The sequence below is a fragment of the Corynebacterium provencense genome, from assembly GCA_900049755.1.
Taxonomy (GTDB): Bacteria; Actinomycetota; Actinomycetes; order Mycobacteriales; family Mycobacteriaceae; genus Corynebacterium; species Corynebacterium neomassiliense.
The window spans coordinates 1,131,549-1,145,577 of record LT160592.1; the positions used below are offsets into that span (position 1 = coordinate 1,131,549).

The 14,029-nt window shown below is 66.5% G+C and carries 9 protein-coding genes and 1 tRNA gene; 6 read left to right on the forward strand and 4 right to left on the reverse strand.

Annotated features, from left to right (window positions below; all coding sequences use genetic code 11):
* Positions 1-59 precede the first annotated feature (59 nt).
* Positions 60-1,616: a glutamate synthase subunit beta gene (locus tag BN3906_RS05255; RefSeq protein ID WP_066585062.1), complete on the reverse strand. Its 1,557-nt coding sequence runs from the start codon at positions 1,614-1,616 to the stop codon at positions 60-62.
* A 2-nt stretch (positions 1,617-1,618) separates the two neighbouring features.
* A complete protein-coding gene (gltB, locus tag BN3906_RS05260) occupies positions 1,619-6,316 on the reverse strand; it encodes a glutamate synthase large subunit (protein WP_261796848.1) in 4,698 nt (1,565 codons plus the stop codon).
* 524 nt (positions 6,317-6,840) lie between these two features.
* Here gltB and BN3906_RS05265 point away from each other — a divergent pair.
* A complete protein-coding gene (locus BN3906_RS05265) occupies positions 6,841-7,617 on the forward strand; it encodes a hypothetical protein (RefSeq protein WP_066585065.1) in 777 nt (258 codons plus the stop codon).
* Positions 7,618-7,662: 45 nt separating this feature from the next.
* Here the strand turns inward: BN3906_RS05265 and BN3906_RS05270 are convergent.
* Positions 7,663-7,747, reverse strand: a tRNA-Ser gene (locus BN3906_RS05270).
* A 166-nt stretch (positions 7,748-7,913) separates the two neighbouring features.
* Between BN3906_RS05270 and BN3906_RS05275 the strand changes: the two genes are divergently transcribed.
* The 3 genes from BN3906_RS05275 to BN3906_RS05285 all read left to right on the forward strand — a co-directional run bounded on the left by BN3906_RS05275 (position 7,914) and on the right by BN3906_RS05285 (position 9,855).
* Positions 7,914-8,900, forward strand: a complete 987-nt coding sequence (locus BN3906_RS05275; protein WP_066585068.1) for an NAD(P)H-quinone oxidoreductase — start codon at positions 7,914-7,916, stop codon at positions 8,898-8,900.
* Between the two features lie 67 nt (positions 8,901-8,967).
* On the forward strand, positions 8,968-9,159 hold the full coding sequence (locus tag BN3906_RS05280; protein ID WP_066585071.1) for a hypothetical protein: 192 nt from the start codon (positions 8,968-8,970) through the stop codon (positions 9,157-9,159).
* A 258-nt stretch (positions 9,160-9,417) separates the two neighbouring features.
* Positions 9,418-9,855, forward strand: coding sequence for an NINE protein (locus BN3906_RS05285; protein ID WP_066586147.1), 438 nt, complete (start codon positions 9,418-9,420; stop codon positions 9,853-9,855).
* Positions 9,856-9,910: 55 nt separating this feature from the next.
* On the opposite strand, the gene BN3906_RS05290 is transcribed toward BN3906_RS05285, so the two are convergent.
* On the reverse strand, positions 9,911-11,281 hold the full coding sequence (locus tag BN3906_RS05290) for an aminotransferase class V-fold PLP-dependent enzyme (protein WP_390620318.1): 1,371 nt from the start codon (positions 11,279-11,281) through the stop codon (positions 9,911-9,913).
* A gap of 289 nt (positions 11,282-11,570) precedes the next feature.
* On the opposite strand from BN3906_RS05290, the gene wzm reads away from it, so the two are divergent.
* Together wzm and wzt are read left to right on the forward strand one after the other, a co-directional pair.
* Positions 11,571-12,497, forward strand: a complete 927-nt coding sequence (wzm, locus tag BN3906_RS05295; RefSeq protein ID WP_078057141.1) for a galactan export ABC transporter permease subunit Wzm/RfbD — start codon at positions 11,571-11,573, stop codon at positions 12,495-12,497.
* A gap of 15 nt (positions 12,498-12,512) precedes the next feature.
* Positions 12,513-13,304, forward strand: a complete 792-nt coding sequence (gene wzt / locus BN3906_RS05300) for a galactan export ABC transporter ATP-binding subunit Wzt/RfbE (protein ID WP_066585077.1) — start codon at positions 12,513-12,515, stop codon at positions 13,302-13,304.
* Positions 13,305-14,029: the final 725 nt, after the last annotated feature.

Here is a 14,029-nt window from a genome sequence, read left to right on the forward strand (position 1 = left end):
CGGCAGCATACGGGCGAATTCACCTGCCGGTGAGCGTGCTGACTCGACATCCGGGGAAACTACGCCCTCAGCGGCATGTCCGTCGGGGCGACCGGGGTCGGCAGGGCGGTCTCGCCCATGAGAGCGCGGTCCACGGCGGCCGCACAGGCCCGCCCCTCCGAGATACCCCACACGATCAGGGACTGGCCACGACCGGCGTCACCGGCGACGAAGACGGGGGCGTCGAATCCGGCGTCCTGTACGGCGGGGGTCTCGAACCAGTGGGCGCGGTAGGAGTCGTCCCGGACGATCCTGCCCCGGCCGTCGATACGCAGTCCGAGTTCCTCGACGATTCCGGTGGAGTCCACTGAGGCGAACCCGACCGCGAGAAGCACGAGGTCGGCGTCCATGGTCATCTCGGTACCGGGAATGTTCACCGTACCTTCGGCCGTGCGTTCGCAGCGGGCTGCACGCAGACCCGTGACATGTCCGTTCTCACCCAGCAGCTCCACGGTGTTGACCTTGAAGTCCCGGTACCCGAGGGGCTCGCCGGGAACCCTGGCGGCCAGGCCGAGTGCGGCGATCTCGTCGGCGGACTCGTTACCGGTGACGGTGTACTCACCCTCCTCGTGGGCGGAGGCGACGCGCCAGATCCGCGGCCACGTCGGCCACGGGGTGTCGTCGGGTCGTTCACGGCCCGGCGCGGAGTGGATGTCGAACTGGTGCACCGAGAGGGCACCCTGCCGCAGGGCGGTCCCGAAGCAGTCTGTGCCGGTGTCACCGCCGCCGATGATGACGACCCTCCTGCCTTTCGCGTCGATGACGGGGGCGTCGCCGAGGTCTCCTTCCCGGGACCGGGTCGGCAACGGCAGGTACTCCATCGCCTGGTGCACCCCGGCGAGTTCCCGTCCGGAAATGTTGACCTCACGTCCGACGGTGGATCCCAGTGCCAGGACGACGGCGTCGAAGCGTGCGAGGTCGGCGGCGGTCGGCGAGGTGTTCGGGCGGAAGGTCGTCCCCTCAGCCTCCATCTGCGCCAGCCGCCGGTCGATCCACTTCTTGTCCAGTTTGTAGTTCGGCACCCCGTACCGCAGCAGTCCTCCGATCCGGGGGTCGCGTTCGTACACGGTGACATCGTGGCCGGCGCGGGTGAGCTGCTGTGCGGCGGCGAGGCCGGCGGGGCCGGAACCGACCACGGCGACCGACTGGCCGGTGGAGAAGGACGCCTTGACCGGGGTGACCCACCCCTTGTCGAAGGCGTGTTCCACGATCTGCAGTTCGACCGACTTGATCGACACCGGGTCGTCGTTGATGCCCAGCACGCACGCTCCCTCACAGGGGGCGGGGCAGACCCGGCCGGTGAACTCGGGGAAGTTGTTCGTGGCGTGGAGCCGGTCGTAGGCCTCCCGCCAGCGTCCCAGACGGACGAGGTCGTTCCACTCCGGGATGATGTTGCCCAGCGGGCATCCTTCATGGCAGAAGGGGACGCCACAGTCCATGCACCGGGCGGCCTGGGTCTGGACCCTTCCGTCAGGCAGTGCTTCGGTGACCTCGTTCCAGTCGAGCAGGCGCAGCGGGACGGGACGGTGGGGCGCCTCTTCGCGGCGGAACTTCAGAAATCCGTGCGGATCAGCCATTGCTACTTCACTTCCTCCATGATCGCGGCGGCGATGCCGTCGTCGTCGAGGCCTGCCGCGCGGGCGGCCTCGATGGTCCGGGTCACCCGACGGTAGTCCCGCGGCATGACCTTGATGAGCGCGGCCGGGTCGACGTTGACCGTCGAACCGGTGAGCCGCCGGTGCCTGTCGATGGTCTCGACCAGCCACTCGATTTCCTCGGGGTCGGTGACGTCCTCGACGTCCACGAGTTCCGGGTTGACTCTGCCGGTGACCTCTCCGCGGTAGCCGGGTTCCCCGGTGTCGAGGAGGTAGGCGATGCCGCCGGACATGCCGGCACCGAAATTCTCCCCCACAGGGCCGAGAACGATGACACGGCCTCCTGTCATGTACTCGCAGCCGTGGTTGCCCACGCCTTCGACGACGGCGGTGAGGCCGGAGTTGCGGACGCAGAAGCGCTCGCCGACACTTCCTGCGATGTACATCTCTCCGGAGACCCCGCCGAATCCGAGGACGTTACCGGCGATGGTCTGGTGCGGTCCGACAGCCCCGTCCCGGGCGTCAGGGCGGATGGCGATAACGCCGCCGGACAGTCCCTTGCCTACATAGTCGTTGGCGTCCCCGACCAGGGTGAGGGTCATGCCCTTCGGTACGAAGGCGCCGAAGGAGTTGCCCGCCGAGCCGGTGAAGGTGAGGTTGACGGTGTTCTCGGGGAGACCGTCCCGGCCGGCGACCCGGCTGACCAGTGATCCGGTCATGGTGCCGACGGAGCGGTCGACGTTGGTGATCGGGTAGGCCAGGTCGATGGTGGTTCCTTCCCCGGCTGCGGCGCGGCGGATGGTCTCCTCGGCGTCGGTCCGGATCCGGTTGTCGAGAGCCTTCTCCAGCCCGTGTTCCTGGTCCCTGGTCCGGTACCGGTCCTGGTGCATGAACGGGCTGTCCGGGATGGCGAAGATCGGTGACAGGTCGAGCTTGCCTGCGGTCCTGTGGGACGGGTCGATCTTCCCGGCGCGGAGGCATTCGGCGTGGCCGACGGCCTCCTGCAGGGTGCGGAAACCCAGTTCGGCGAGGTATTCACGGACTTCCTGGGCGATGAAGGTGAAGAAGTTCACCACGTGGTCGGCCTGCCCTGTGAAGCGCTTGCGCAGCTCCGGGTTCTGGGTGGCGACACCCACCGGGCAGGTGTCGAGGTGGCAGACGCGCATCATGATGCAGCCTTCGACGACGAGGGGCGCGGTGGCGAAACCGAACTCCTCGGCGCCGAGGAGGGCGGCGACGATGACGTCCCGGCCGGTCTTCATCTGGCCGTCGCACTGGACGGTGATGCGGTCGCGCAGGCCGTTCATGAGCAGGGTCTGCTGGGTCTCGGCCAGGCCGAGTTCCCACGGCCCGCCGGCGTGCTTCAGGGAGTTCAGGGGGGACGCCCCGGTCCCTCCGTCGTGTCCGGAGATGAGGACGACGTCCGCGTGGGCCTTGGAGACGCCGGCGGCGACGGTGCCCACCCCCTGTTCCGCGACCAGCTTGACGTGGATCCGGGCGTCCGGGTTCGCGCTCTTGAGGTCGTAGATGAGCTGGGCGAGATCCTCGATGGAGTAGATGTCGTGGTGCGGGGGCGGGGAGATCAGACCGACACCCGGGGTGGTCACCCGCACTTCGGCGATCCACGGGTAGACCTTGTGCGGGGGCAGCTGGCCGCCTTCACCGGGCTTGGCACCCTGGGCCATCTTGATCTGGATGTCGGTGCAGTTGTTGAGGTAGTGGCTGGTCACGCCGAAGCGTCCGGAGGCGACCTGTTTGATCGCCGACCGGCGCCAGGTGCCGTCGGCCTCCGGTTCGAAGCGGGAGGGGTCCTCGCCTCCTTCCCCGGAGTTGGACTTGCCGTGCAGCCGGTTCATGGCGACGGCGAGGGTCTCGTGGGCTTCGGCGGAGATGGAGCCGTAGCTCATCGCGCCGGTGGAGAACCTCTTCACGATCTCGCTGACGGGTTCGACCTCGTCGACCGGGATCGACGGACGGTCACTGTGCAGTTCGAAGAGTCCCCGCAGGGTGGCCAGTTTCTTCGACTGGTTGTCGACTTTCTCGGTGTACTCCTTGAAGATCCGGTATCTGCCGGTTCGGGTGGCGTGCTGGAGCTTGAAGATCGTCTCGGGGTTGAACAGGTGGTACTCGCCCTCGCGGCGCCACTTGTACTCGCCGCCGATCTCGAGTTCACGGTGGGCTGCCTCTTCGGGCCGGGGCAGGAAGGCGAAACGGTGGCGCACGGCGACGTCGGCGGCGATCTCGTCGAGACCGATACCGGAGACGGGGCTGACGGCGCCGGTGAAGTACTCGTCGAGGAAGGTCTGGGACAGTCCGGTGACGTCGGCGAGCTGTGCACCGCGGTAGGACGCCACGGTCGCGATGCCCATCTTCGACATGATCTTCTGCACACTGGCGCAGGAGCCCTCGATGAAGTTGCGGCAGGCGGTCTCCACGTCGAGTCCGCCGAGGCGTCCCGACTTGTGGAGTTCGTCGATGGTCTCCATCGCCATGTAGGGGTTGATCGCGTCGGCGCCGAAGGTGAGCATCATCGCGAAGTGGTGGACTTCGCGGGCGTCACCGGATTCGACGATGAGGGACGCCCTGGTGCGGGTCTTCTCCGCGACGAGGTGCTGGTGGACGGCGGAGACGAGCAGCAGGGACGGGATCGGGGCGAGACGTCCGTTGGATTCCCGGTCGGACAGGATGATCAGGGTCGCACCGTCCTCGATCGCTGCGGAGACTTCCCTGCGCACCCGGTCGATGGCCTGCCGCATGCCACGGCCGCCGTGTGCGACCGGGTAGAGCCCGGAGATGACGGCCGAGCGGAAGGCCCCGAAACCTTCGTGCTCTCCGGCCTCCCTGAGGGTGGCGAGGGTGGAGTTGAGCATCAGCGGCTTGCCCAGCTGGATACGGTGGGCTGCCTCGGGGACCTCGGTGGTGACGTCGACCTGTGCACCAAGCTGTGTCAGCAGACTGGTGACCGACTTCTCCCGGATGGAGTCCAGGGGCGGGTTCGTGACCTGCGCGAATCTCTGTGCGAAGAAGTCGAAGAGCATCCGGGGCCGGTCGGACAGCGCCGCGACGGGGGTGTCGGTGCCCATGGATCCGATGGGTTCGTGTCCGGTGGCCGCCATCGGCCTGATGAACAGGTCCACGTCCTCCTCGGTGAACCCGAAGACCCGCTGCCGCAGCACAACCCGGTCGTGGGTCATCGGTTCATAGTGGACAGGTGGCAGGTCAGAGAAGCGGACGATATTGTCGTCGACCCATCTGCGGTACGGCTTGTCGGCGATACGCTTCTTGATCTCTTCGTCCGGGATGATGCGTCCCTGGGCGGTGTCGACGAGGAACATCTTCCCCGGTTCGACCCTGCGGCGCTCGATGACGTCCTGTGGCGGCACAGGAAGGAGACCGGCCTCGGAACCTCCGATGACCAGGCCGTCCCTGGTGACCCAGATGCGTGCAGGGCGCAGACCGTTGCGGTCGAGGACGGATCCGAGGACCGTGCCGTCGGTGAAGACGAGGGCGGCGGGACCGTCCCAGGCCTCCATCATGGAGGAGTGGTACTCGTAGAACGCCTTGACGTCCGGGTCGATGTGCGGGTTACGTTCCCATGCCTGCGGGACCATCATCATCACGGCGTGGGGGAGGGAACGCCCTGCGAGGTGGAGGAGTTCCAGGGCCTCGTCGAAACGCCCGGTGTCGGATCCAGCCGGGTCGCAGACGGGCAGGACGCGGTCGATGTCACCGAGGATCTCGCTGCGGATCTGGGACTCCCGGGCCCTCATCCAGTTCTCGTTGCCGCGGACGGTGTTGATTTCACCGTTGTGGGCGACGAGACGGAACGGGTGCGCCAGCGGCCAGGAGGGGAAGGTGTTGGTGGAGAACCTGGAGTGGACCACGGCGAGCGCGGACTCCGTCCGCTCGTCCTGCAGGTCGAGGTAGAACTCACGGAGCTGCGGCGTGGTGAGCATGCCCTTGTAGACGATGGTGCGGGCCGACAGGGAGGGGAAGTAGACGGTGTCTGCCCCGCTGCCGGCGCCCGGGCCCTTTGAACCGAGTTCGCGTTCGGCGCGCTTGCGGACGAACCAGGCACGTCGGTCGAGGTCGATGCCTTCGAGGGGGCGGCCCTCGGCGTCCTTCCCGGCGATGAAGAGCTGGTAGATGATCGGTTCGGCGTCGCGGGCCATGGCACCGAGGGAGGAGTCGTCGACGGGGACCTTACGCCAGGCGAGCAGTTCGAGCTTCTCCTCGGAGATGATGTCCTCGACGGCACGCATGGCGTCGAGCGCCGCCATCCGGGAGGCGGGGAGGAAGGCCGTGCCGGTGGCGTAGGAGCCGGCCGGCGGCAGTTCGACGCCCTGGGACGCCATTTCCTCGCGCAGGAACCGGTCCGGGATCTGCAGCAGGATGCCCGCACCGTCGCCGGTGTTCTTCTCCGCTCCGGCGGCGCCACGGTGGTCGAGGTTGACGAGCGCCCGGATGCCCTTGTCGACGATGTCGTGGGAGGCCCGTCCGTGGATGTCGACGACGAAGGCGACACCGCAGGCGTCGTGTTCGTAGCTGGGGTGGTAGAGCCCCCGGGGTGCAGGGTAGTTCGGCGAGGTACCGGTCGCCGCGCCTGCAGCGGGTCCCGCAGAAGGAACTGCAGTGGTGCCTGTCGTGGTGCCTGTCGCTGTGCCTGTCGTGGAGTCGGTCATGGGGTCGTCAGCCTCCGGGGAAGTCGTGGAGCAGTTGTCGGGCTGCTCCGGGTCGGCGACCTGTGTCGACGAGTCACTGTCGGCAGGTCGCGTCGGGGTTGTGGTGGGCAGCTGTGGTCCGGTCCGGCGCGGGGTGTGGTGCGCCGGTCGGGGTCACTGGTGGTCACTGGTGGACCGTCGGGTGTCACCCCATACATACGGTCGCTGTCCGGGTGATCAAAATGAGGTTGTCCTCACTCGGGCAGCTGTTCACATCAGAGTGTGATATATGCCACACAATATGGGTACGTGCGCTGGCGGTCTCCACATGAAGTTGTCTTTGTATCTTAGCCCCGTACACCCCCGCAACCCCACCCAACTGTGAAGTCTCACCAGGTGGACGCGGATCATCCACATAGCGGTCCATTTGTTTCGTGCGTGTTTCTCCGTAGTTTCTCTTCAGTTTCCGGCCGCGGTACCGGACGACCTCCCGGGAGACCGCCTGACGGCACCGGACGTACCATGACCGGGATGAAAGGACGCCCGTGAAAGACCCGTACCGCATCCCCGGCATGCTCGACGCCCTCGGCCACCTCTGGGAGGCCCGTCCCGACCTCACCCTCCCCCGGCTGCTCGGCCTGCTGGAGACCCACGGGGCCGGCTGGAACGCCACCGACGAAGAGACCCTGACGGTCCTGCGCCGGCTCTGCGCCGAGACCCCGGCCCGTCTCCGGGACATTCCCGGCGCCCTGGACGACGACGGCGGCGTGCACGGGAGATACCTCGTGACCACCGAAGACAGCGGCAGCACCGGGCACGCCGGCACCGCCGCCGGCCGGCTGGTGACCCTCGGCCCCGGCAGAGCCGCGGTCCGGACGCTCCCCGCCACCCGCCGCCAGGCACTGCACGAACTGCCCCAGCCCGTCGTCTGGGACCACGCAGGAGTACGCAGCTGCAGCGTCGCACAGCCCCTGGTCATCCTCGACACCTCCGGCGTCCCCCACCATCTCGGCCTCGTCTCCTCGATCCGGACAGTCACGGCACCGGCCTCCGACGGCGAGGTCAGGTCCCTGACGGGACTGCGCCGCGCGACCCTCGACACAGTTCACCTGCTGGAACTCGGCGACGCCGGCGACAGTGGGACAGTACTGGTGGACCGCTCCCTGTGGCTGTTCACTGCCGGTCGACGCGAACTCCACCGCGAGAAGCTCGACTGGTCCCGGCTCGACCGCGCGAGCGTCGGGGAACCCCTGCGGGTACAGCTCACCCACGGCGGCGTGCGGGAACTCGCCGTCGTAGAACGGATCACCCGCCTGGAGTGAGGCGTCCTCCACCCCCGACGGTTACCGGCGGGACTTCCTGAACTGCGGAGACGGCGGGATTTGAACCCGCGGACGATCACTCGTCGCTGGTTTTCAAGACCAGTGCATTCGGCCGCTCTGCCACGTCTCCTCGCGTATCCCACGGCGCTGCCGACCACTGCGGCAGGTCACCGAACCACCCGAAGCCGGGCGGCGGACACAGCGGCACAATTGTAGCGCATACCCCCGGCGGAACAGTGCCCCGGGGACCACGGAACCCCGGTGCGGGAGAGTGACGACGGTTACCCTGGACAGGCATGAAGGCGATCATCCAGAAAGACCCCGACGACCCGACTTCACTGACCTGGTCAGACTCCCCCACACCGGTTCCCGGGGACAACGAGGTGCTGGTGAAGGTCACCGCCGCAGGCGTCAACCGGGCCGACACCCTCCAGGCCCAGGGACACTATCCTCCGCCTCCCGGAGTGACGGACATCATCGGCCTGGAAGTTGCCGGGGTGATCGAGGACGCCAACGGCTGTGTGCGTCCCGACGGTACCCCCTGGGCCTCCGGCGACCGGGTCGGAGCGCTGCTGTCCGGCGGCGGCTACGCCGAGTACGTCACCGTCCCGGCAGGCCAGCTGCTCCCCGTACCCGCCGGATTCAGTCTCACGGACACCGCCAGCATCGTGGAGGTCGCATGCACAGTGTGGTCGAACCTCATGATGACCGCGCACCTGCACAAAGGTGACCTCCTGCTCGTCCACGGCGGCGGAGGCGGGGTCGGGCTGTTCGCCGTCCAGGTCGCCAAAGCGCTCGGAGCACGCGTCGCAGTCACCGCGGGAAGTACCGCGAAACTCGACGTGTGCCGCAGCTACGGGGCGGAACTGCTCATCAACTACCGCGACGAGGACTTCACCTCCGTCATCAGGGAGGCCGGCGGCGCAGACGTCATCCTCGACATCATCGGCGCGAAATACCTCGACCGGAACGTCTCCGCCCTGGCCAGTGACGGCCACCTCGTCATCATTGGAATGCAGGGTGGAGTCAGAGGGGAACTCAACATCGGCAGACTGCTCAACAGACGGGGCACCATCTCGGCGACAGGCCTGCGCTACCGGGACACCGACGACAAGGCCCGGATCGTCCGGGCGACCGTCGACAACGTGTGGCCGATGCTGGCCGACGGCACCGTCCGACACCACGTGGACAGGGTGATTCCCGTCCGGGACGCCGCCGCCGCCCACGCCGCGCTGCTGGCCGGGGAGGTCACCGGAAAGATCGTGCTGTCAGTCTCAGACTGACCGGGAACATTCACCCCGTTCACGGGGTCACACAGGGGACAAGCACAGCGACCGTCAAGGAGAAACCGTGTCCGGTCCCCGAACTCCCCGTCCTCCCCTGCACATCCCGGTGAAGGACGCCTTCCTCAGTGTCCCGCTCCCCGATGAACCGGACATTCCCCCCGCACCACCCGGCCCCGGACGGGAACCCGCCCCCCACCCCTTCAGCGACAGTGCCGGCAACGCACCGATCCTGTACCTCCGACTGCAGACTCCATAGGTTTCAGGAAGACATGAACTTCTTCACCGACTACCTCCACTGAACTTCGCGAATATTTCAGAATATAGCTTGTCCTGTTACTGTGTGAACATATTTCTTTTATAGCCCACTCAGGATTCTCGCCTCGGCAACCGCTCAACCACGGCCCCCAAGTGCGGGGGAGGCTGGCCTGCTTAAGGCGGCCACGCCCTCACTGACCTTGCCGGCACGTTCCGCGACATCAGATCCATGACATCCCGTACCCCCAATGAAATGACCATGACAAACCCTTTCTCACAGGATCCTCAGAACTGGAAGAGCCAGCCGCAGTACCCGCAGCAGCCTTTCGCACAGCAGCCCTACGCACCCCCGCAGCCTGCCCAGGACCCGCAGTACCCCCAGTACCCGGTCGCATACACCCAGCCGCAGATGCCCGCCCAGCAGCAGGCCGTGGCCTTCTCCCCCAAGTCCAAAGCCGCTGCGGCTCTTCTGGCATTCTTCCTGGGCGGTCTCGGCGCCCACAACTTCTACCTAGGATACACCGGAAAGGGCTTCTGTCAGCTGGCCCTGCTGGTTTTCGGGGTGTTCACGAGCCTCTTCGTCATCGGCTTCCTCATGCTGGGAGCGCTGAGCCTCTGGGTGCTGATCGAGTTCATCATGATCCTCACCGGCGGCGGAGCGTACACGCACGATTCCGTGGGCCGTCCGCTGTCCTGACCGCGGGAACGGTCGACACGGTCCCGGCTGCGGCACTGCGTATGCGCCACTCCGCCTACACCATTCCGCCGACAACCCTGACCAGCTGATCGACGTCGTAGCGGGTGTTGTGCGGTGCGAACGCGACACACACGGCACCCCCCATTTCAGCGACACCCATCTGGTCGAAGAGCGCACTGTCCTCCAGGCCCACCACTTCGGCGACGACACCGTTGTCCAGCAGCCGTTCCGCCACAGTCGCGGCAGACAGTCCGGGCACCAGGAAACTCACCCTCGGCACGCGGTCCGTCGGAGACCACAGATCCGTGTACCCCCCGTCGTCCACGGTCCACGATCCGTGACCCCCGCCGTTGTAGGCACCGTGGTCGTCTCCGGTCACCCCGACAACATGAACCACCCCGAAATCGCGGAGCCCGTCGATGAGATGACGGGCCAGTCCGTTCATGTACTCCTCCGCCGCAGGCAGTGAGGTCGCCAGTTTCGAGCGACGGTCACCGGTGGCGTCCTCGTCCAGGCCCGCCAGAAAATCGACCGTAGCCGGGACTGCGCCCAGAAGCCCCGGCGCAAGACCTCCCCGCTCCAGTGCCGCAACCCGCCGCTTCGCCAGCGAATGGAGGTCCGGGGTGGAGTGCCTGCCCGTGCGTACCTCCGCCAGCTTCAGCTGGGCCAGCATCGTCTGGTCCCGGAACACCAGTGCCCCCACCTCGGGGCCCCCGAGCGGGGCCAGGTCGAGCGCCACGACATCGGCACCCCATTCATCTATGTCTATCCTCCGGTACGGCGCGTACGCCGCGGCGTCCACGACCAGCCACCCGTTGGACTTCGCGTGGAGCAGGTCAGCCACCGCCCGGACGTCCGTCACCGTACCGATGTGCGCATTGGCCGCGGCGACGGCGACGACAGAGGTGTACGGCCCGATGAGTTCACTGAACTGCCAGGTGGGCAGGGAACCCGTGGTGAGTTCCGCCTCCGCCCACCGCACCTTGGCACCGTAGAGGTCGGACGCCAGTTCCCACGGGGCGATGTTCACCGGGTCGTCGATGCGGGACAGGACGACCTCCCGGCCTATCCGCAGTTTGGCCGGCAGTGAGGACGCCAGGGTGTTCAGCAGCGCGGCCCGGCTCGGTCCCAGCACCACGCACTCGGCAACCCCTCCGACCAGGTCCGCGACGGCGGCCCTGGCCTCGTCGACGTAGATGTCGCCCCTGGTCCCTGTCCCGGTCGTCCCGGCCTCCCCGCCCACCTGCACGGTGCCGGGGTCCGCCTGCAGTGGGGCGGTCCGGAACGCCCTGGTCACCGCCGAACTCACCTTCTCCGGGACCTGGGCGCGAGTACCCGCGTTGAGGTAGGTCCACCCGTCGGACTGGGAGACATAGAGCCCACGGGCCCTCGCGGAATCGAACACGCCTGAACGCACCTCATTCATGGACATCAAGGACATCACGGACATATCACGGACTTTGCACGGTATCTGCACGGTCAAACAGGTCATCTCGGACGTCACGCTGCCGGGCCTGCCGGTGGCCGTCGTGACCCGATCCTACAGCCCCTGCCGGACAGCTCCACAAGCCCCGGCAGTGAGCCCGCAGCGGGACCGCAGGGACTCCGCAGTCAGCTGTCGGGGAACTGTCCGGAGGGTTGGAGAAAGCTGCGGGAACTGCCGGGAGACAGGCGTGTTTTCTCTTCCTGCGACCACTCCGGGGTACCGTTGACGGGTGTCAGAATCAGAGATCGAGCACCCTAACACCGAAAGGGCAGGCAGCGTCGCGCTCTCCCCGGACTTCGACAGATTCGTCGCCCGGGTGCCGGAGGACGAGGTTCCTGCCTCCACCTCCCAGACATTCGGCGCCGCCTGGGACGACCTCCGCCGGGGCTTCGCCCAACGTGAACTGTGGTTCGCCCTGGGCTGGCAGGACATCAAGCAGCGTTACCGCCGCTCGGTCCTGGGCCCCCTCTGGATCACCATCGCCACCGGCGTGATGTCTGCCGCACTGGGACTCCTCTACTCCCTGCTCTTCAACATCGACGTGAAGACCTTCCTTCCCCACGTCGCACTGGGACTGATCCTCTGGGGGTTCATCGCCGGATGCATCAACGAGGGGTCGCAGGTCTTCATCGCCAACGAAGGCCTGATCAAGCAGCTTCCCAGCGCACTGAGTGTGCACGTGTACCGGCTCGTGTGGCGTCAGTTCCTCTTCCTCCTGCACAACCTCGCAATCTGGCTGATTCTGCTGGCCGTCTTCCGGATGCCGGTGGGGTGGGAGGTCATCCTCGCGGTACCCGGGCTGGCCCTCCTCGTCGCGAACGGCGTGTGGGTCTCCATGTTCTTCGGCATCATCGCCACCCGTTTCCGGGATGTCGCCCCGCTGCTGGAGTCCCTGGTGCAGCTGCTGTTCTACATGACGCCGATCGTGTGGATGGACTCCACATTGAAGGACCGTGTGGGTGACATCGGCAACAAGGCCTACATCGCCGAGCTCAACCCGCTCTACCACTACATGGCGATCGTGCGCGGACCGATGATCGGGGAGCCGGTGGCACTGCGGTCCTGGCTCATCGTCCTGGTACTCACCGTGCTGGGCACACTGTTCGCGATGGTCTTCATGCGCCAGTGGCGCTCCCGCATCAGCTACTGGGTCTAGGAGAGAATCTCACCAATGGTTTCGATCGACACCTACAACGCGTGCGTGGACTTCCCGATCTTCGACGCGAAGTCCCGCTCCCTGAAGAAGGCATTCCTCGGCGCGGCAGGAGGCGCCATCGGACGCAACGCAGACAACACCGTTGTCGTCGAGGCGCTGCGGGACATCAACCTCCATCTGAAGGAGGGAGACCGCATCGGGCTCGTCGGCCACAACGGTGCCGGCAAGTCAACTCTTCTACGGCTGCTCTCGGGGATCTACGAACCCACCCGAGGTTCCGCGGTGGTGTCCGGGAGGGTGGCCCCGGTCTTCGACCTCGGGGTCGGCATGGACCCCGAGATCTCCGGATGGGAGAACATCATCATCCGCGGTCTCTTCCTCGGGGAATCCAAGAGGTCCATGCAGAAGAAGATGGACGAGATAGCCGAGTTCAGTGAGCTCGGCGACTACCTGTCCATGCCGCTGCGCACCTACTCCTCCGGCATGCGCGTCCGACTGGCCCTGGGGGTCGTGACCTCCATCGAACCGGAGATTCTCCTTCTCGACGAAGGTATCGGGGCGGTGGACGCCGCGTTCATGGCCAAAGCCCGGGTGAGGCTCCAGTCACTGGTGGCGAAGTCAGGGATCCTCGTCTTCGCCTCCCACTCCAACGAGTTCCTCGCACAGCTCTGCGACTCCGCCCTGTGGGTCGACCACGGTGAGATCAGGGAATGCGGGCCGGTCGACGAGATCGTCGGCAACTACGAGGGGCCCGAAGCCAGGGACCAGGTCCGCGGCACCCTGAAGAATCTGGGCCGTCTCCGGTAGTCGCGGCGTCCACGTCCCTTCCACTGCCACTCCTGCCACCCCGTCACCCCTGCTCCGGAGGTCATGCCCCGCCTGTGGAGCGGAAAGGCGATCTTCCCGGGAACTTTCCGGGAGTTCCTGTGTCTCATCCCTGACATGCTGCGGTTGACGATCATCCCAGGGAGAGCAGGACATGACGACCACACCACCGTTCGGTAACCCGTACGGACCAGTATCCGGCGGGCCACCCAACCCCTTCAGCGCTCAGGAGGGGATGCCGGCTGCGACGACCGGGACGCCGCTGTTCCCGGAACCCGCAGCCGCCGCACCACCGCCCGCCGCACCGTCAGCGATGCGTCGGCTGGGGGCTCACCGAAATCATCTCACCTTCTTCGTGGTCGAGACCTATCCGAGGAAGAACCCGGACCGATGCACGGAGAACGACTACGTCGCCGGCTCCGCATCGTCAAGGATCCGTCAGGTGGCCCCAGCAACTGCATCGGTCTGTGTCCTCGTCACGTAGCGGAGGTCCAACTGTGGGTCAGCAAATCGGTGGTGGTGTAAGCACATGTCGGACCACTTCACTTTCCGTCGCAGGACCCGTCGTACCCTCCTTCCCATTTCCAACCTGCTGGCCGGCGCGTACCTCTGAGGTCCAGAGACGCCGGCATGCCCGGTGGCGGATGCTCCTCAGTCGGAAGCGTCAACGAACTCGGTGGCACACACGTCGGTTTGACGTCGGCGGG